General features: G+C 54.3%; 14 protein-coding genes, 2 tRNA genes and 1 pseudogene. 4 read left to right on the top strand and 13 right to left on the bottom strand.

Annotation, left to right across the window (positions count from 1 at the left end; translation table 11 throughout):
* The first annotated feature begins 5 nt into the window (after positions 1-5).
* Positions 6-1,604: pseudogene (locus ACFSSA_RS05635) on the top strand (sulfatase family protein).
* A gap of 16 nt (positions 1,605-1,620) precedes the next feature.
* Here ACFSSA_RS05635 and ACFSSA_RS05630 read toward each other — a convergent pair.
* The 6 genes from ACFSSA_RS05630 to ACFSSA_RS05605 form a co-directional block, all read right to left on the bottom strand.
* Entirely contained in the window at positions 1,621-2,118 is a 498-nt protein-coding gene (locus tag ACFSSA_RS05630; RefSeq protein WP_386819126.1) for a hypothetical protein, read from the bottom strand.
* 113 nt (positions 2,119-2,231) lie between these two features.
* Positions 2,232-3,710 carry a PQQ-dependent sugar dehydrogenase family protein gene (locus ACFSSA_RS05625; RefSeq protein WP_386819124.1) on the bottom strand — a complete coding sequence of 493 codons (1,479 nt, stop codon included), beginning with the start codon at positions 3,708-3,710 and terminating at the stop codon, positions 2,232-2,234.
* Positions 3,707-4,165, bottom strand: coding sequence for a hypothetical protein (locus ACFSSA_RS05620; RefSeq protein WP_386819122.1), 459 nt, complete (start codon positions 4,163-4,165; stop codon positions 3,707-3,709). The genes ACFSSA_RS05625 and ACFSSA_RS05620 overlap by 4 nt, the downstream gene beginning before the upstream one ends.
* Positions 4,166-4,261: 96 nt before the next feature.
* Positions 4,262-4,846, bottom strand: a complete 585-nt coding sequence (locus ACFSSA_RS05615) for a c-type cytochrome (RefSeq protein ID WP_386819120.1) — start codon at positions 4,844-4,846, stop codon at positions 4,262-4,264.
* A gap of 32 nt (positions 4,847-4,878) precedes the next feature.
* Complete coding sequence (locus tag ACFSSA_RS05610) at positions 4,879-5,796, bottom strand: DUF6807 domain-containing protein (RefSeq protein WP_386819118.1); 918 nt, start codon at positions 5,794-5,796, stop codon at positions 4,879-4,881.
* A gap of 22 nt (positions 5,797-5,818) precedes the next feature.
* Entirely contained in the window at positions 5,819-6,664 is an 846-nt protein-coding gene (locus tag ACFSSA_RS05605) for a sugar phosphate isomerase/epimerase family protein (protein ID WP_386819116.1), read from the bottom strand.
* 72 nt (positions 6,665-6,736) lie between these two features.
* On the opposite strand from ACFSSA_RS05605, the gene ACFSSA_RS05600 reads away from it, so the two are divergent.
* Positions 6,737-7,738, top strand: coding sequence for an AraC family transcriptional regulator (locus ACFSSA_RS05600; RefSeq protein ID WP_386819115.1), 1,002 nt, complete (start codon positions 6,737-6,739; stop codon positions 7,736-7,738).
* Positions 7,739-7,806: 68 nt separating this feature from the next.
* On the opposite strand, the gene abc-f is transcribed toward ACFSSA_RS05600, so the two are convergent.
* From abc-f to ACFSSA_RS05575, 5 genes are all read right to left on the bottom strand, one after another.
* Entirely contained in the window at positions 7,807-9,477 is a 1,671-nt protein-coding gene (gene abc-f, locus ACFSSA_RS05595; protein WP_386819113.1) for a ribosomal protection-like ABC-F family protein, read from the bottom strand.
* 99 nt (positions 9,478-9,576) lie between these two features.
* On the bottom strand, positions 9,577-9,789 hold the full coding sequence (locus tag ACFSSA_RS05590) for a hypothetical protein (RefSeq protein WP_386819111.1): 213 nt from the start codon (positions 9,787-9,789) through the stop codon (positions 9,577-9,579).
* Positions 9,790-9,943: 154 nt separating this feature from the next.
* Entirely contained in the window at positions 9,944-11,323 is a 1,380-nt protein-coding gene (locus tag ACFSSA_RS05585; protein ID WP_386819109.1) for a sulfatase, read from the bottom strand.
* Positions 11,324-11,553: 230 nt separating this feature from the next.
* A tRNA-Leu gene (locus tag ACFSSA_RS05580) sits at positions 11,554-11,635 on the bottom strand.
* 81 nt (positions 11,636-11,716) lie between these two features.
* The gene (locus ACFSSA_RS05575; RefSeq protein WP_386819107.1) at positions 11,717-12,916 is read right to left on the bottom strand and encodes a class I SAM-dependent methyltransferase; all 1,200 of its coding nucleotides are present in this window, start codon (positions 12,914-12,916) and stop codon (positions 11,717-11,719) included.
* On the opposite strand from ACFSSA_RS05575, the gene ACFSSA_RS05570 reads away from it, so the two are divergent.
* Positions 12,915-15,350 (top strand): transglycosylase domain-containing protein, encoded by a 2,436-nt coding sequence (locus ACFSSA_RS05570; protein ID WP_386819106.1) that lies wholly within the window; start codon positions 12,915-12,917, stop codon positions 15,348-15,350. The two genes, ACFSSA_RS05575 and ACFSSA_RS05570, sit on opposite strands and share 2 nt — an antisense overlap.
* 21 nt (positions 15,351-15,371) lie before the next feature.
* On the opposite strand, the gene ACFSSA_RS05565 is transcribed toward ACFSSA_RS05570, so the two are convergent.
* Positions 15,372-16,790, bottom strand: a complete 1,419-nt coding sequence (locus ACFSSA_RS05565) for an AsmA family protein (RefSeq protein WP_386819104.1) — start codon at positions 16,788-16,790, stop codon at positions 15,372-15,374.
* 41 nt (positions 16,791-16,831) lie between these two features.
* Positions 16,832-17,608: a hypothetical protein gene (locus ACFSSA_RS05560; protein ID WP_386819102.1), complete on the bottom strand. Its 777-nt coding sequence runs from the start codon at positions 17,606-17,608 to the stop codon at positions 16,832-16,834.
* An 86-nt stretch (positions 17,609-17,694) separates the two neighbouring features.
* Here ACFSSA_RS05560 and ACFSSA_RS05555 point away from each other — a divergent pair.
* A tRNA-Val gene (locus tag ACFSSA_RS05555) sits at positions 17,695-17,769 on the top strand.
* Positions 17,770-17,894 lie beyond the last annotated feature (125 nt).

The following is a 17,894-nucleotide window of genomic DNA, read 5'->3' as shown; positions in this document are numbered from 1 at the left end:
TAGCGATGAACCGATCGAACTTTTTTAAAATACTCACGGTATTTTTCATCGGAGTTGCCACTGCGACCTCCGCGGAGCGACCCAATATCCTATTTCTTTTTGCCGATGACTGGGGACGGCATGCGAGCATTTACGCTGAGGTCGACGGACCCGGAACGGTGAATGATGTAATAAAAACCCCGAATTTTGATAATTTGGCGAGAGAGGGAGTATTATTCAATAATGCCTACGTCAGTTCTCCATCCTGCACACCTTGCCGTAGCTAGCTATTGTCCGGACAGCATTTCTGGCGCACAGGAACTGCCTCTGTCCTGACAAGCGTATGGGATGAGTCGATTCCGGTCTATCCACTGCTGCTGGAGCAAGCCGGATATAACATCGGGTTTTCCGACAAGGTCTGGGGGCCGGGAACTCCGATGAATGCTCCATATGGTGGCGCGCGAAACCAATACAACAAGGCAGGTCGCTCAATCTGTAACATCTCCTATCCTGTCGCTGCGGCGATCAAACAAGGAAAGGACCCGGAAGCAGCAAAAGAGAAGGTGATGACCCAGGTGCGCCAGAATTTTCGGGATTTCCTAGCCGACCGTGAAACAGGCCAGCCGTTCTGTTTCTGGTTCGGGCCGACGACAACCCACCGTTCCTGGGTCAAGGGCTCGGGCGAGGCTCAATGGGGAACGAATCCTGATGCGCTCAGAGGTAAGATGCCCCGGTTCCTGCCCGATGTGGCGGAGGTGCGGGAGGATTTGAATGACTATTTCGGCCAGGCGATGGCGTTCGACATGGCCATCGGGGTGCTGGTAGACGAATTGAAGCGAACGGGTGAATACGCGAACACGATCATCGCGATATCCGGGGACCATGGCGCACCGGGGTTTCCCCACGGAAAATGCAATCTTTACGACTTCGGGACGCAGGTTCCATTGGTCCTGGTCGGGCCGGGCGTGAAGGGCGGGCGGGTTGTAGATGATTTTGTCTCGCTGCCTGATCTTGCTCCCACATTCTTGGACGCGGGGAGGGTAGATGTTCCAAAGTGTATGACGGCCAAGTCATTGTGGCCGGTTCTCGAGTCCACTGACGAAGGGCTGGTCGATGCATCGCGAACCCAGGTATACATCGGTCGCGAGCGTCATGTTCCCAGTGCGCGGAAAAATAATCTCCCATACCCGCAACGGGCGATTCGCACCAAAGATTACCTGCTGATTATTAATTTCGAGCCGGATCGCTCTCCCATGGGAGATGCTTCGCGGCTGGATTCGGCAGAGGAACCGGACGAGACCGAATTGATCAAGAATACCAAGGCCGTATTCCCGGATATGGATGCCTGCCCTACCAAGGCGTGGCTCGTCACTCACCGTTCGGATCCTGCTGTGAAAGCATATTACGATCGGGCCTTCGGCAAGCGGCCTCAGCTCGAGCTCTACGATTTAAAGAAGGACCCGGATCAGGTAAACAACGTGGCAGACGTTCCGGAATTTTCTGAGATCGTGGAAAGCTTGAAACGAAGGCTGATGGATGAACTCCAGGCCACCGGAGATCCACGGCTGACCGATAGCGGCAGATATTTCGAAGAGGTGGAAAAATTCAGCTCCCCGGCAAAGTAGAATTCCGGAAACTATATTAGGTCAGGGATTGGGCCTGCATTTCCAACTTCGCGGCCCCTCGGCGGTTGAGCCATGTCAGACATATAAAAACCATCATGCATACAATGAAGGAAATCACGAAATCCCAATAGGTAGTGGTCCCGGAGGGCAATAACCTGATTACCACACCGGCCAGCAAAGGTGCTAGATACCAGAATGGCACTAGCCGGAGCAGTTTTGCCTGGGAAAGAAACGCACCGCGCCAGAATCTGACATCGGTTTTCGGGTGGAGGTGTAGTGTGGTGCGGTCGATCACATAAGACCACAGAACTCCGATGATAATTGCCAGGGAGAGAATTGTAATCATTGTCCCGTAAAATTGCGTGGTCCCCGGAACAATCGTCCGCATTTCATAGGCCAAAATACCAATAAGCAGGACTCCCACGGCAGACTCGCGAATGGCTCGCCTCCGCGTGTTGGAGATAAATCTGGGGATATCAGGCTGATTCATCCGGGAGGTATCGTCGATATTCATTTGGCATAGCGATAATAGTAGGATTTCAGCGCCCGTTAGAAGTATTATTTACTAGTTGGGTTAAAACGGCTGTAGGCTTTTCCTATGGAAATATCTGCCCGGGTCGGGCTCTCTTAATCCATGAGTTTGTTCAATGTGTAATACCCGGATGACACACTGGGTCGTTCCCCTGAAGGGCTCCTTACATCCACCGCAATGTGATATAGCCGCTGCGGGAAAAGAGGAACTTCGAATTCCATCGAGAGGCCGTCTGCGGATCTTCCGATGATTTTTGGAGTCTCGCTCCGTTCATCCATCTTCGGTGAGCCGTATTCCTTGGAGTATTTGTAAAACCAGTGGTTTACAGAGATGTCCTCTTCCGTGAGCGATTGCAGGTCCGCAGGACGGGTGAATTCCACTCTGAAACCTTTGCTGGTGAGTTTGATAGTTCTGATCTCGAAGGGAACGGATCCATCCCATTTTACCTTTTGCAGACCGTATTCGGCGGAGCCTTGTGATCTCCAGCCCCGTCCCGTTTGGCCTACCCAAAGTTCACCCTGTGGAGAAAAAGTGAGACGCAGGCAGCCTGATTGCAGATGATCGATGAAATTGAAAACCACTCCCTGATACTCGCCTTTTACCAATTGCAGATCCGCGCGGACGATGTTGGATCGTGTCTGGCAGCCCATGAAAATCTGTCCTTGAAAGGGGCCGAATGTGATCGTGTTGAATGCAGGATTTCCGGGCGAATTGACCAGCTCACCGTGGGGAAGCAACAACGTGGGAAGAGTGCGGATTCCATTAAGGTGCTCTGCGTCTCCAGCGAGGTTCTTTCCCGATCCGGTGCGGTATTCGGGTAAATCCGCGAGCGATCCGGGATGGCCGTAGAATCCGCCCTTCCTTACATGATAGAGAGTGGACGTGCCCACCCAATCTCCCTGATTATCGGTAATGAAAAGCTCGTCTTCAGGAGATATTCCGATACCTGCCGCAGAGCGGAAACCAGAGGCATACGGGATGAATTTTCCATCCTCGGTGATTTTGGCCGCCCATCCATCATAGCCGAGGAAAGAGCCCATACCTCTTTTCGATTCGGGCGGCAGGGTGTTATGGAGGTCATTTCCAATGTGTGCGGAATTGATACTGATGAAATAGTTCCCCGCTTTATCGACCACAGGACCGTGCACATATTCGCAATAGTTCCCGGCGTAGCGCCATTGGTCTGCCAGCGTATTGAACGCATCGGCCTTGCCGTCACGATCCGTGTCTTCGATCCCGGTTAGCTCTGGTTTCTGTGCTATCACGATCGCGCTGCCATCCGGCTTAGCGAGGTGGATACCCAGTGGATCGTGAAGACTATCGCAAAATTGGCTCCATGTTTTCTCGTGGTATTTCCAAATGCCGTGCAACCGTGAGGCGACAACCGCTGTGCCATCTTCTGTGAAGGCGATGCCCCCGATATCGAAGAAGAGCGGTTTTCCGTTTTCATCGAGTGGAGTGGGGATTGTTTCTACAGAAAATCCCTCTGGAAGAATTTTCGGAACTTCTGCGGTGCTCTGGGAGGTGAACGAGCCAGCGAGCAGGAGCGTCAGTAGAGTAAGTTTGGAGCTCATGGTTTGACCAGGGTGAGAGTGACGCTTTCCGTTCCAGCAGGTATGGTGAGAATATCTCTCTCGATCTTCCCGGCGGAGGTATGGAGCTGGACTTTTGTGGTATCGACTTTGAAACGAATCGGATCTTTTCCGCCAGCGAAGGTAAACTTGAGCTTCATGGACTTCTTGCTCAAAAGCTCGACTTTCTGGCGGATATCGGTCTTGCCAATCGTGTATTGAAACTCCGGATTTCCCTCCGTTCCCAGATGGTAGCCGAGGTAGCGTATGTCCTCTGGAACTCCTGCCAAGTATGGGCTGGCGCTGTTAAACCCCGCTCGCAGAGTCTTGTAACTTGCCTGCATATCAGTAGGGAAGGACTGGTATCCCAGATCGACGGGCTCCGTTCCGGAAAGCGGACGAATGGCGAACCCGAAATCTATCACCTCAGCGCCTTTTCCAAGGGCATTGGTGCCCATGTTACGGTTTGTCCGCTCGGCCCGGAGATTCAGGAACCCTCCCTGCCAGACTTTCCGGATCGAAAGCCAAGCGAGATCGAAAATATAATGAACTCCTTAAGGATTTCCCACCGCTATAGCGCGTGTGCTCACATTAGCGAACTCAGCACGCACTATCCTGGTCTGTTGCCCTATTATGATCTCAAACTTTGCATTCTTCCCATCCTCCTTGGGTGCCTTGACCCACAGCTCATCCGGGCCACGGTTTTCCGGATCATTGAGCGTGCGGAGGTAGGCGATGATGCTCTTGAACTCTATCCCATCTAGAGGAAACCGCGGCATGCCGGGAGGGTAGGCGATAATTTTTCCGTTTTCCTTTCTGGTTGCCATGTGCAGGGTGGGATCCAGCAATGAGGTGCGAATATAATTCTCGTCGGCAGAAATTTCAGTGAGCGTTTCGGTCAGGGTTTCGTTGGAGAAAACGGTGCGTCGAATAGGATTTTTCTGAAGCAGGCCATAGAGAGGAGGGCCTATTTTCAAGACGGATTTTATATCAGAGGTAGACTGGTTCTCATGGCAGATGGCGCAATTCTGCGAGTAGATCTCCTTACCTACCGGCACAAGATCGATCTTCCCCCGCTCGTCTGGAGTGGTTGCGGAGGGTTCCTGGGAAAACGCAAGGCGAGTAAATATGATGAGCACGGGAATGGTAAGAGCTTGTTCATGGCGTGCGGTTATTGTGGCTGTGTCCAGCTTTGCCAGAGCTCTTCGATCTCCTCTTGGCCGAGTGCTCTGGAGGATACATGAACTTTATAGGTGAGAGAAAGTCTCTGGTGCGCTTTCAGCTCGTAGGGTTCGTCATAGAGTATCGCGGGGCTCATGTAGTTCGTGCCGAGACCGACATACCATTTCGATGGGAAGGTGAAGTTCCCCGGGTGATCCATGAACACGACCGTAGTGCTGAGCCGTGAAGTGTGGCTCATCCAACGGGCAGGCATTGCGTGGGCTTTGGCATCGGCGAGTCCATCACTGTTTGTGAAGGTTCCTGCCTTGAGTTCTTCCGTCATCCGCAGTGAGTAACCGGCGTAGCCTGCGTAAGCCTTTTCTTTGGTAGGCGGGGTGCGGTCGAGAACAAGGTCTTGGTCGAGTGCTGTGAAATCGGATCTCCACACGATGTTGTAAGCTCCCGTGGCATCCGGTGCGCTCACCGTGATGGTGCGTGATTCACTCAGCAACGGTCTAGGATCGGCAGCGGGGGCATAGGAGAGTTTCAGTGAAAGCTCTACGGTATTGTCCGGAGAGATTTTATGCTCAAATGATGTGATGCTCGTCTTTCCGTCGGAAAGGCCGGTCCTGCGGTTTTCTTCCCAATAATTGACGCCGTTAATGAATTTCCAAGAGTGCCAGAGCCCCCGGTGCCATGGGTGGTCTTTTGGTCGGACATCGGTGAACACGCGGCCATCCGCATTGGCGAGGGGATGAAAATATGGTTTTCCCTCGCCGACATCATGGTTGTAGCGCCAGAGGATTCTTCCATTCCAGAGCATGGAGATGGAGTTTTCGCTTTCCTGAACATTTGCAGGTTCCACGGCGTGCAGTTGGCAGCTCAGTGAAATTAGAGTGAGACCGATGAACAAAAAAATTGGTTTCATATTTGAATGTGTTGATTGCTATTTAGGCGAACCACTGGCGTAGACTCCCGGCGGATTTACTGATGTTTACTTCGCCAAAAACTTCGAGCGTTGTCGGACCGACGAAGCCGATGCTTCTGAGCGCTGCCGCGATTTCCCGAAGGCCGATGATGCCATCGCCCAGTGCGATATCGCCCATGCCGCAGCCAAAGTGTTTGCCGCGTTTTTCTTCCCAGGCTGCACCGAGATCTTTCCAGTGAACATGTTTGATGCGTGAGCCGAAGCGCTCGATGTAGGCGAGGTTGTCTCCGCCGCCCAGCCATAGATTTCCCGTGTCCAGATTAAGTCCGACCGTTTCCGGCTCTCCGAGACGTTGGAGGAGCTCGTTTGTGGCTTCGATATTATCAGTGACGATCCCGTGCGGCTCGATGAGAAGCTCGATGCCCAGTTCCTTTGCCCACTTCACAGGCCAGTAGAGCTTCTCCGTGATACTGAATATCCGCTCGGCGTGGCTGAGGTTTCTTCCGAAAGACGTCTTTGGCTCGCCCTCGGTTGTGATAACTTGCTTCACGCCCAGATCGCGGGCGAGGCGGATGGCTTTGATGATCTGGCTGGTTCCGTAGGCCTCGGGAGAGGTGGGATCAAGGAGGTTCGCGTGGGCGCAAACAGCTGTGAGTGTGAGTTTGTTTGCCGTAGCCATATCGCGGATGCGGGCCGGGTGGGCATCGAGACTGGCCGCTGCAGTGAAGCCGAATTCATTGCCCAGCATGGCACCGTCGTGGCTATCGGTGAGGTCAACAAAATCGATCCCCATCGCCCGAATGGCTGCGAACTGATCGGCCAAGGGGGTAAACGGGATGACAAGAGCAAAGCAGCCAATTTGGATCATGCATCCAAGGTGCCAAGAAATTTTAATTTTGGCGTTCACTCTTTCTCACGAAAAATACTATACATTCTGCTGATGCCGAAGGGCCCGCTCGAAGCCGATAATTGTTCTCCATTGCTTAATGCGATTCAGCGTGGTGGCGTGGAGTTTTTTGCCTATGGTCGCGGGCAGTATCCGGGTAAAAGGCTGGCTGTCAATCAGCTGCCGGGGCTTCGGACAGTCGGCTACTGGGATGCGATTGGCGTGCAGGCATGGGGATTACCCATGCATCGAAACGAAGGAATCGAGATTTGCTGTCTTCTGAATGGAGAGACGGTTTTCGCGACAGATTCCGAACAATGGATCTTAAGGCCCGGCGATATTACCATCACCCGCCCGTGGCAAAGGCACCGCCTGGGAGACCCGCATATTGGAGCCTGTAAATTATTCTGGTTTATCATTGATGTGGAGAGCGGCAATGGTAGAGCTGCTTGGGAATTCCCTTCGTGGATCGGGCCGGATGCCGATTCACGAAGGGCGTTATTGCGAATTTTCAGGAAAAACCAACGCTGTTATATTGGTGATAAAAACGGTAGGTTGCATGATATGCTATCAGATGCATGTGGGCGTCTAGCCGCAGGAGGAGATCTTTCCACGGCAATAATTTCCAATTTGATCAATCATGTGATGGTGGAAGTCGGAGTGAGGCTTTCAGGCGGTATTCCGGATGGAATGAGTGATCCTCAAGGCTTCGATCGGACAATCCGGGAGTTTTTCCGTGGGCTGGAATTAAGCTTCGAAAAAGCGGCCGAGCCTTGGACAGTTGCAGATATCGCACGCGTCTGTCGCGTCGGCGTGACTTACTTAACCGCATCATCCCGCTCGATTTTCAATACAACTCCTTCGGATCAACTGAACAAAGTTCGGCTATTCCATGCAGCACGAATGCTGAAAGCTAATCCGGATCTGAGAGTGACTGAGATTGCGATGCTAACAGGTTTCAACACGAGCCAGTATTTCGCAACACGTTTCCGCAAGCAGTTCCGAATGTCTCCCCGGGAGTATCGGAGCGCCGGTAGTCCGGACGCTCACCCGTAGCACGGGACCTCCCCCCCGATCATCACGCGGCGTGACGATAGGAAGCAGAAGGGATCGAGAAAAAATCCTCAGGAAGTCACAGCGCTGCGGTCATCACTGAGCCCGGATTTCTCCAGGAAATAATCGTATCCACCAGTGTAGCGGGTGACGATGGCACCGTTTTCCGGGTCCTTCTCATTGCGGGTGACGTGAAGCGTGGTTTCGGCAAGTGTGCGGATAAAGTGCACATCATGGGAGATGAACACCAGCGTGCCTTCGTAACTTTTGAGCGCATTGACCAATGAGTCGATGGAGAGAATATCCAAGTGCGTTGTAGGCTCATCCATCAGCAGGAGGTTCGGAGGATCGACGAGAAACTTCACAAGGTTCAAACGGGATTTTTCTCCACCGGAAAGGACGCCACAGCGTTTCTCCACATCCGCCCGCCGGAACAGGAAGGTGCCAAGAATAGCGCGGGCATCTTCTTCGCGCAGGGTGGTGCAGGCGCCCATGACTTCATCGAGCACTGTATTGTATTCGTTGAGAGCCTCGGCACGGTGCTGGGAGTAGTAACCGATTTTCGTCAGATACCCGACGTCCTTCTTCCCGCCATCGATTTCCAATTCGCCGGCAAGAAGCTTGAGCAGCGTGGTTTTGCCGGCACCGTTGGGGCCGACGAGGACAATTTTATCACCTCGTTCGATGGTGAGATCGAGATCCTTGTAGATGCGTTTTCCGGGATAGGATTGGCAGACTTTCTCCATCTCAATGACCTTTTGATTGGAGCGGGGTGGCTGCGGGAAGGAAAATTTGAAAGGCTTGCGTGGAGCGCGGGGTTTCTCGATTCGTTCGATTTTTTCCACCAGTTTTATCCGTGATTGAACCTGGGCGGCTTTTGAACCGACTTGGCGGAAACGCTCGATAAACTCCATGTGAGCTTCGATCTCCTTATTCTGGTTCCGGTATGCCTGGACTTTCCGCTCGTAGACTTTTTCGCGTTCTTCGAGGTAGGTCGAGTAATTGCCGGTGTAGGAAATGAGCTGCATGGCATCCGGATCGATCTCGATGACCGTCTCGATCATGGTGTCCATGAAGTCGCGATCGTGGGAAATCATCAGGATTGCGCCGGAATAGTTGAGAAGGTATCGCTGCAGCCAAATGAGTGAAATAAGATCCAGGTGGTTTGTCGGCTCATCAAGCATCAGCAAATCCGGTTCCATTACCAGAAGGCGCGCTAGATGGGCCCGCATGACCCAGCCACCCGAGTATTCCCGGGCCGGTTTGTTGAAATCCTCTTGCTTGAAGCCTAGTCCCGCGAGAATTTTTTTGGCCTTGGGCTCAAGCTGGTAGCCATTGAGAGCGGTGAATTGATCCTGTGCCTTACCAAATTTTTCCGAGGAGAGATCGCCCGAGGCTTCGCCTTCGCGGATAGTGCGGAGCAGGCCGATCATTTCCGGGGTGATGCCCATGGCGATTTCCAAAATCGTCTCATCGCTCGGCTCGCCCGCTTCCTGGGGGAGGTAACCGGTGATGGCGTATTCATCACGCTCGATCGTTCCTTCATCCGGCTGATCTTCATCGAGAATCATGCGGAAGAGTGTGGACTTGCCCGCACCGTTGGGGCCGACGAGAGCCACGCGTTCGCCCCAGTTGATGGACATCTCGGCTTCGCGGAGAAGAGTGCGGCCACCGAGGGTTTTGGTAAGTTTCTTGATCGTTAACACGAGGCACTCCGTAAATGCATGGAGTGGAAACTTCAAACCTAAAGTCCAAACTTCGGGCAGTCTTCCAACCCGCGAAATGCCTGAAAAATGAAAAACAGGTCCAATGCAATGCCTACATCAGGCAGGAGGGAGCGCTTATTTGCCGCCGAAAAGCCCTCCGAGGCTGCCGAGCAAACCGCCCATCTTTCCAAGGTCCGGGGTTTTGCCGGCCATCACGTCATCCATTGCGCCGTGAAACTGGGTGGGAAGCTTGGATTTTGCAAATTCAGCGACAGTCTGAATGGCTTTTTCCGCGAGTTCCTCGCTCATGCCGAGAGCGGTGAGCTTGATTTTCAGTTCGTTGATCATAGGAAGGGGAATTTGTGGAGATTACCTCTGGAAGAAGTTACCCCGGAAGAGATCCGAGGCTTATGGAGTTTGGTCTGTAATGGCAAGAGTTATATATGCGGGCGGTGCCGGGCCGTGAAACCGAATGGCCGAATGGCCTGGCACCGTTCCGGCCTCAGCGCAGATTTTTCAACTGCTGGAAATATTCTGCCTTCCAGGCAATCGGCGTGCCACAGATGGGAAACCATTTCAGCCAGGCTTTGCGCAGCTCGGAGGCAATTTCCGGGTTTTCCTCGATCAGGTCGACGGATTCGGAGGGGTCGTTTGCGATGTTGAAAAGCATTTGCGGGCCCTGCTCCATAATTTGGAGAAGCTTCCAATCACCCTGGCGGATGCCCCAGGCGGGCGGTGGATTGTCATGGCCTACCGAATCTTTCGTCACTTCTTCCTCGAGATGGGATCCCGCCCAGTAGATGAGTCGTTCCGGCCGCAGGTCCTTGGCCTCCTTCAGGGATGGCAGTAGGCTGATGCCGTCCAAAACTTCCTTGTTCGGAGCTTTCAGCCCTGCCGCATCAAGGGCTGTGGGAATGATGTCCAGGGAGATGGCGAGTTGTTTCCGGACCTGTCCCGCAGGGATTTCCGCCGGCCAGCGGACGATGAACGGGACTTTGTTTCCGCCGTCATATTGGAAGCGCTTGAAACCGCGGAGCTTGCCATTGCTTCCGTCCCACCAGTAAGGCAAGCCGCCATTGTCACTAAGGAAAAAGACCAAAGTATTCTTCGCTTTTCCGGTTTTTTCCAATGAAGCGAGCACCCGCCCGATGCCGGTATCGAGTTCCTCGACCATTGCTGCCATGACGGCATCGTTACGGGCCATTTTGGTGGCGTATTTTGCGATGGTTTCCTTCGGTGCCTGGTTGGGGCCATGGACCGCATTGTAGGCGAGGTAGACGAAAAATGGCTGTTCGCCTGTTTTTTCGATAAAGCTTATCGCGTGATCTGTAAAGGCATGGGTGAGATAGTCATGCTCGCCAATTTTTGTCCGTCCATCAAAGAGAATCGGCGATTTGAAAAAATCTGTCTGCGCGCTATTGAAGCCGAAATATTCGTCAAAACCCTTGTCGAGCGGATGTTGTCCGGCCTTTGCAACACCAAGGTGCCATTTCCCGATCATCGCGGTGGCATATCCGGCATCTTTGAAGTAGCGCGGCATCATTGTCTGATCGGGAGGAGCTCCCGAGTCTTTTGACTGGGTATCGCAGTTCGCGTAGATTCCGAAACGTTGTTGATAGCGGCCGGTCATCAGGCCGGCGCGTGACGGCCCACATACGGAGCAGCTCACATAGGCATCTGTAAAGCGGGCACCATCCGCGGCAAGCTTGTCGATGTGGGGTGTGGTGACTCGTTCTGGATCACCTCCGTATGAATTTACGATTCCATACCCCAGGTCATCCGCGAGAATGACCAGGACGTTGGGTTTCTCCCGTTGTGCATGAGAGGCGGCAAACGCCAGTGCCGAGAAAACGGCGAGCAGAGGTAAAAAACGGGGTCTCATAAAAATAACGTGAATCGGGATGATGGAAAGTCGAAGGATTATGCCGGGAAAGCTGCCGGAAAGGAAAAAAAATCACAGCGATTTTGCCACACGGCTGCGAGCTCTATTTCATCTTATCACACGCATTCGTGGTGCTGATCTCGATAAATTGGGTGGAATGGGAGACTAGCTCTGAAATCCCGCGCTCACCTTTCAGAGCAGTAACTTTATTGGAGATGAAAGTTAAAAAATACCGGGGACAGGACTCGAACCTGCACATCAAAAGACACTTGATCCTAAGTCAAGCGCGTCTACCAATTCCGCCACCCCGGCGATGCGGGAAAACGTGCAGAGTTTTTTCCAGCAGGGCAAGTGAAACCTTGATCTCTCGTTAAGTTCGTTCCGGCAGAGGTTTCAGAGTGCCAGCCGGTGCCTCACGTTCTCTGGAATTTCAGGGGATTGGCGGAGCTCGATGGCATGGAATTTCGCGCCCAGATGGGCCGGATGGGTAAGACTCTGGAACTGGGCGATGCTCTTCTTGTCGTTCAATTCTCCCGCGATGATGAGATCTTTTGCCAGATGTGTGAGGTAGCTGCTTTGAGTGGAAAACTCGGTGGGTGATAGACCTACGGTTTGTGCGCTGATGGCGAGATCGGTAAAATCGACATGGGCGGTGATATCCATCCCGCCGGGACGGTCCAATGGATCCTCCGCTGCCCGGTGCTTGAAAAATGTCCGGAGCGTGCCGTTGCTTCGATGGCGATCATAATATTCCGGGGCGGCGAAACCGTAGTCAATAAAGAGCAACATCCCGTTTTCCAGACATGCGGAGACGGCCTGTAGGAAATCCGGGAAGTTTGTGCGTAGCTCGGTTTGATAGTTGAGCGGGAAATCATCGCCCAGCGCTGCGAGCTTTTCCGATAGGGGGGAATGCGAAGGAATGAGGGATGGAGCCAGGACCAGTTCCTTCTCCGGCGTGCTTGAGACGCGGATCTCCCGCCAGCCCGCTTCGGTCATTTTTACGAGGTGAAACGGGAGCGCATCGAGTATTTCGTTTCCGAAGGCGATGCCGGGAAGCGGCTGCGCGGCGATCTCGCCGAGGCTGGGTGCAAGGAAAAGCCGGGAAGATAGCTTCCGGAGGCGGGCCTCCTGGGCTGTGCGGAGCCTTGGCAGGGGCTCGGCTACCGCATATTCCAGTGCATGCCACGCGCCTGGTGAAAGGGACGCGAGATGAGCCAGGATATCGGCTGCGAGTTTCCCATCATGGGCACCGATTTCAAGCACGCGCCACTTGGCTGGCTGGCCGTTTTCTTCCCACCATTTGAGAAAACGATGCGCAAGTAGCTTCCCGAAAAGCGGCCCGACACTCACGCTCGTGTAAAAGTCGCCATCGCGGCCGACTTGTGCCGAGCCCGCCGCGTAGTAACCCTGCTCTGGATGATAGAGGGCGAGATCCAGGAAATCCGGGAAAGCGAGCGGGCCGGATTCCGCGATTTCCGCGAGTAATCTTTCCTGCATGGTGGGGAAGGAAGGGGTTGCCGAGTCCATGGGATTCGGGTAATCATCTGCTCCCGAGCAGTCATTAGGCTGTGGTTGTGGATCGGCATCAGGCATGGCGGAAAAATCTAAAAACTCCCGGAGGAAGAGCGGCCAGCGCCGTTTCTACAAGCGCAAAACCTTTTGGTTGATCTGCATTCTACTGATGTTGATCGCAGGAGGTTTTGGTTTTCTTTTTGTTGAAAACTACACTCGCGAATACCGGGAACGTGCACTGCTCTACGATCTGGAGGAAATCAATAAACTGGAAATCCCCAGCATTATCCTGGACCGGAACGGGAAGGAAATCGGCCGGATTTTTGTTCAAAACCGGAGCATCATGCCGGTAGAGGATGTGCCGGAGCTTTTCATCGACGCGCTCCGGGCCGGAGAAGATTCCCGTTTTTTGACCCATGATGGGGTCGATTACATCGGTGTCATCCGTGCGCTGAAGCTAAACTGGCAGGCTGGCACGACCACCCAGGGGGCCAGCACGATTACCCAGCAGCTGGCGCGAAATGCCTACCCGTTGAAACAAGAGGCTCTGAAACGGGGAGAAGGCGGAGTGCAGCGGAAAATGGTGGAGGCATTTCTCGCCCAGCGTATCGAGAAGCGTTACACGAAAAATCAGATCCTGGGTTTTTACCTCAACCGTATTTACTTCGGCAGCGGCTTTTACGGGCTCCGCTCGGCTTCACTGGGATATTTTGGCAAGGAACCACGGGATCTGAATCTGGAAGAATGCGCCACGATCGTCGGGCTTATCAAAAATCCGACAAACAATTCCCCATTGAACAATGTAAATGCCAGCCGCAACGCACGCAATATGGTGCTTTCCCGGATGGTGGATGAGGGAATGATCTCGAAATCGGAATCCGCCCAGGCGCAGGCAACGACGGTGGAGGTCGATCCGAAACCTCTTCAGCGGGGCACGTCCCATCTTTACGAGCGCATTGCCGACGCTGTGGCGAAGACCCTCGGGGAGGATGCGCTGGCGGAGGGAGGCTATAAAATCCATACCACAATATCTTCCGAGATACAGAACGCGGCGGAGAAAGCCTTGGCGATCACCTTGCAGGAAGCAGAGAACCACCCGGGATATTCCCACCAGAAATACGGCGCATACGATAAGGGAAAAGAAGGCCAGCTGCCGGAATATTTACAAGGGGCGGTCTTTGTGATGGATCACAGCACGGGCGAGGTTCTGGCGCATGTTGGCGGGCGTGATTACTCGGAGGTCCCGTTCGATTTCATCGAGAGCGGCAAACGACCCCTGGGCACCGCGTTTTTTCCGTTTCTCTACGCTGCCGGATTGGCAGGGAGTCACAGCCCGGCATCTACCGTGGAAGACGTGCCGATGGACAATCGGGCGGTGATGATCGGTGGGCGTGAAGGGATTCTGGGGGAATGGGGAATGGAGGTCGCTTCTCCGGTATACGAAGGCCAGATCACCCTAAGGAAAGCTTTCGAGGAATCCAAAATCGCTGCGACTGTAAGACTGGGAACGGAAATCGGTATTCCCCGTATCATCAATGCGGGGGTCGCTTTTGGCTTTCCGATGAAGGACTCGAAGCCTTTGCCACGGATCAATACCGGCTGGGAACCGGCATCCCTGAAGCAGGCGGTGACTGCCATTTCTACTTTTCCGCTGGGAGGAAAAAAGGGTTCGGTGAAGTTTTCATATCTCTCCAGAATTGAAAACGGGCAGGGCCTGGTGGTCTTTCGGCAGCCCAAGAGCCAGAATCCTCCGGGGCGGCTTCTGGATGAAGCAGTCGCCTGGCAGGTTCACAGCATGATGGCAGGCGGGATGGATCACGGTAGCGCCCGTGGTTTGAGGGACGGACTCATCGCAAAGCCGTTTCATGGCGCGGGCAAGGGAGGGACCACCCATGACTTCGCCGATACCTGGTTTCTAGGTTACAACGGGCGGGTTAGCTGCGGGGTCTGGACGGGTTTTCTACAAGGGAATAGCGAGCCGATTTACCCGGGCGCCTTCAGCCGCGAGATCGCGATGCCGATTTGGGCAGCTACGATGAATGCTGCTACTCCAGCCTTTGGCGGTGTGGAAATCGGGCGCCCCCCGGGCATGATCCAGATGGATATCTGCTCGGTCTCCGGCCAGCGGGCGACTCAGTTCTGCCAGGAAATGATCGAGGATGTCGAGCAGGGGGCGGTTCGCTCCGTCTCCACGAAATACACCGAGTATTTCCGCAAAGGCACGGAGAATATTCCCTTCTGCACGCTGCATTCGGGAGTGGTCTCTGCGAATGGAAGCATCGAAAATCCACTCAATAATCTCCCGGCGCTGGATGCGCTGCCGGTGCGGCCAAAGAGCCCTGTCCTACTCGGCGAGGATCCTTATCACACCGAGCTACCAAGTTATGCGGCGCACAGCAATGAGGGTAGTTTCCGCCGCCGTAGCACCAATGTTCTCGATAGCTTGGATCTAGGGGATTTCGAGGAGACCATACGGATGAGAAAACCGCCCCGCTTGGAAATCGATCCCGATTGAATCAGTTTCGAAACGAAGCATTCATTTCAAAGGAATCGGAGCACTTGCCGGATCAGGCTTGTAGAAGAACTCGCCGAGTTTCCCGAAAAGCTCCAGATCCAAGGCCGCGCGTTGCGGGGTGCTCAGTGGTGTCAATCGCGGCGGGCCCGATCCTGACGGGCGCGTGCGTTGCGAAATCTGGACCAAAGCCTCGGGAGATGCGACGAATCTGGCATTCGCTGCGGCTCGCCCGTCGCTAAGAAGCGCCGCATTGCCCAGCACGCTTAGATTTTCACCGATCATTCTCGCGTCGATACAGCGCAGCGCACCGTTCCGGAAGACGACAATTGCATGTCCCCGGTCAAACTCGGCGATCTGCTCTCCGTAGGTCGAGCGGAGGTTTTTCGCTTGGAGCAATGCCTCTCCATGCCAGCTGGATGGTTGGAAAGCGAGTCCCTGAAAACGTCCGCGCCCCATAAGTGAGCCGATATCCGTATGCACCATTTGGCTTGCCTTCACAGTGATTTCCTCGGCCGGAGGGATCAGCCCCTCAATATGAAAAGGGATTCCCGCACCCAGCTTGAAGCGTGCCGCCGCCTTGTAGCCGATATCGAGAATTTCCCCGGAAATTTGTGGAAAATCCAGCATCGGTGGCTGCCACTCAATCGGCAGTTCCGTCTCTGCCGCTAGCTCCGCACCCAGTGAGGCGATCCCGCGCAATTCCAGCCTGCTTTTCGCCGCTTGACCTCCGAAAGGAATTTTCCCGTCGACTCGGTCAATGCGGTATAACGGCTGTTCCGTCATGGTGGAAACGATGGCCAGCCGCCCTCCCTTGATCTGCAGCCAGACGGTGGGCGTGGAAATGGGAACCGGAGGATCGGACAGGGCTTTGGGCGCGATCTCGGTGGGATGTGGCTCTGCCGTGGTTGCGATTTCGCCCGGTGCGGGACCTTGCCCGATGGCTCCTGATTGCTGGGCCAGGGCGGTGGCAGCCGGCGGCGCGGAGGCCGGGGGTTCCGGAGAGATACCCGGATTTGCCACGCCGGTTTTTGCCGACAATGGCTCTGCGGGAATCTGCGATAACAGCTCAATGGGGAGCGCGAGCTGCGGTTTCTCCAGCACCACGCCTTTGATCAGGAGTTGCTTGTGGATGAGGCCGCTCCAGACAGGGTCGATGCTTATCCGCTCTATTTCAGCTAGCGGGGAATCAATGGCCTCCAGGAGCGGGCCGGGCTGGGGAATGCTCAGTCCGTAGATGGTAATGCCGCCCCAGGGCGACCAGCTCGCGCCCTGAATGGATGCGGCAAGGCCGGTTCTTGCAGTTAATTTACGGGCTAGCAGATCTCTGGCCGGCGGGCTCTGTAGAAGAAGATTGCTTAGGCCAAAAAGTGCCAGGGGAGCGAAAATGCCCAGAGCCAGCAGCATGATCACCAGCTTTCGAACTCTTCGCCATTTTTTCATCGTGGTTCCATCACCTTCTTCCTGCCATTGGCCGCCACCGATCAAGGAGCTTTTGGCAGATCCAGGTGCCCTGCCTTGCCCAGAGCGAAACGGAGCACCAGGCTTTTATCCAGCAGGCGGCTGCCTTCCGTGGAAATCTCCTGCACGCGGTAAACGACCAGCCCGAAGCCGGTCTTGTCATATTTTCCGATAGCGAAGTTTTCTTTCGTTTTCCCCAGGCCTGTCTCCTCTTCGAAACGCCATTCCTTGCCAGACCACGCGCCGAGTATGCTCGATGCATCCGCCTGAATGTCGTCGATCCGCTTGAGCTCGCCATTCGGGGAGCGGAAGGAATCCGTCTTTGGATCGTAGCGAAGGGTGCCGATCGCACCGGCCTCGCCGGAGGCAGTCAGCGTCCACGTATCGCCGAAGGTTTCGCGGAGCACGAGCATGACATCCGTCGTCGGCTTGAACTCGCGCTTCGCCCACAGCACGAGATAGTCGTCATACTCCTCCTTGGTGAGTCCAAGATTTTCATGATAGGGAAGCGGAGTGCCCGGCTTCGAAGCTGCGGAAAATTCCTTGAACCATTCCGGATTCTTGCGTGCCGCAGCCTCTACCTTGGAGATGTATTTATCGATCTCAGGTGGCGGGACCACCATGCCGATGCTTGCCCTCACCGGGACTTCTTTTTCAAAGAGACCTTCGAATACCTTTGGCTCCTGTGCGGAAACGGCGACAGTGAGAAGAGCGAGAATGGACAATATTTTCATGCGGGCGCAAAGGCTGGACATGACATCCGCGGAACTCAAGCCGCAATCATGATGTGGAAAATTCATTTCGGAGGAAAATTCCTTAAAAAAGGGATTGCCTAACCTATGGCTTTGATCCTAGCTTCGCCGCCCGAGGCTGGCCCTCGGCATTTGCGCGGTTAGCTCAGTGGTAGAGCACCTCCCTGACACGGAGGGGGTCACTGGTTCGAACCCAGTATCGCGCACCATCATTTTTCTCTTATAAAAGTCACTCAAAACGCTGTAGCTCAAAAGGTTACAGCGTTTTTCTTTGTCTGGGTGGCGAGCATCGGAAATGCGTAAAAATGCACCAAAATGCGTTCCCGTATTCAAC

Source organism: Luteolibacter algae, from assembly GCF_042683045.1.
GTDB classification, from domain to species: domain Bacteria; phylum Verrucomicrobiota; class Verrucomicrobiia; order Verrucomicrobiales; family Akkermansiaceae; genus Luteolibacter; species Luteolibacter algae.
The sequence above is the reverse complement of the archived record's forward strand: the minus strand, read 5'-3'. Positions and strand labels throughout refer to the sequence as shown.

What these genes read in the sequence shown, in the direction of transcription:
- ACFSSA_RS05630 (WP_386819126.1), bottom strand. Translation starts at nt 2,118, where the DNA reads ATGAATATCGACGATACCTCCCGGATGAATCAGCCTGATATCCCCAGA.
- ACFSSA_RS05625 (WP_386819124.1), bottom strand. Translation starts at nt 3,710, where the DNA reads ATGAGCTCCAAACTTACTCTACTGACGCTCCTGCTCGCTGGCTCGTTC.
- ACFSSA_RS05620 (WP_386819122.1), bottom strand. Translation starts at nt 4,165, where the DNA reads ATGGGCACCAATGCCCTTGGAAAAGGCGCTGAGGTGATAGATTTCGGG.
- ACFSSA_RS05610 (WP_386819118.1), bottom strand. Translation starts at nt 5,796, where the DNA reads ATGAAACCAATTTTTTTGTTCATCGGTCTCACTCTAATTTCACTGAGC.
- ACFSSA_RS05605 (WP_386819116.1), bottom strand. Translation starts at nt 6,664, where the DNA reads ATGATCCAAATTGGCTGCTTTGCTCTTGTCATCCCGTTTACCCCCTTG.
- ACFSSA_RS05600 (WP_386819115.1), top strand. Translation starts at nt 6,737, where the DNA reads ATGCCGAAGGGCCCGCTCGAAGCCGATAATTGTTCTCCATTGCTTAAT.
- ACFSSA_RS05590 (WP_386819111.1), bottom strand. Translation starts at nt 9,789, where the DNA reads ATGATCAACGAACTGAAAATCAAGCTCACCGCTCTCGGCATGAGCGAG.
- ACFSSA_RS05585 (WP_386819109.1), bottom strand. Translation starts at nt 11,323, where the DNA reads ATGAGACCCCGTTTTTTACCTCTGCTCGCCGTTTTCTCGGCACTGGCG.
- ACFSSA_RS05570 (WP_386819106.1), top strand. Translation starts at nt 12,915, where the DNA reads ATGGCGGAAAAATCTAAAAACTCCCGGAGGAAGAGCGGCCAGCGCCGT.
- ACFSSA_RS05575 (WP_386819107.1), bottom strand. Translation starts at nt 12,916, where the DNA reads ATGCCTGATGCCGATCCACAACCACAGCCTAATGACTGCTCGGGAGCA.
- ACFSSA_RS05565 (WP_386819104.1), bottom strand. Translation starts at nt 16,790, where the DNA reads ATGAAAAAATGGCGAAGAGTTCGAAAGCTGGTGATCATGCTGCTGGCT.
- ACFSSA_RS05560 (WP_386819102.1), bottom strand. Translation starts at nt 17,608, where the DNA reads ATGAATTTTCCACATCATGATTGCGGCTTGAGTTCCGCGGATGTCATG.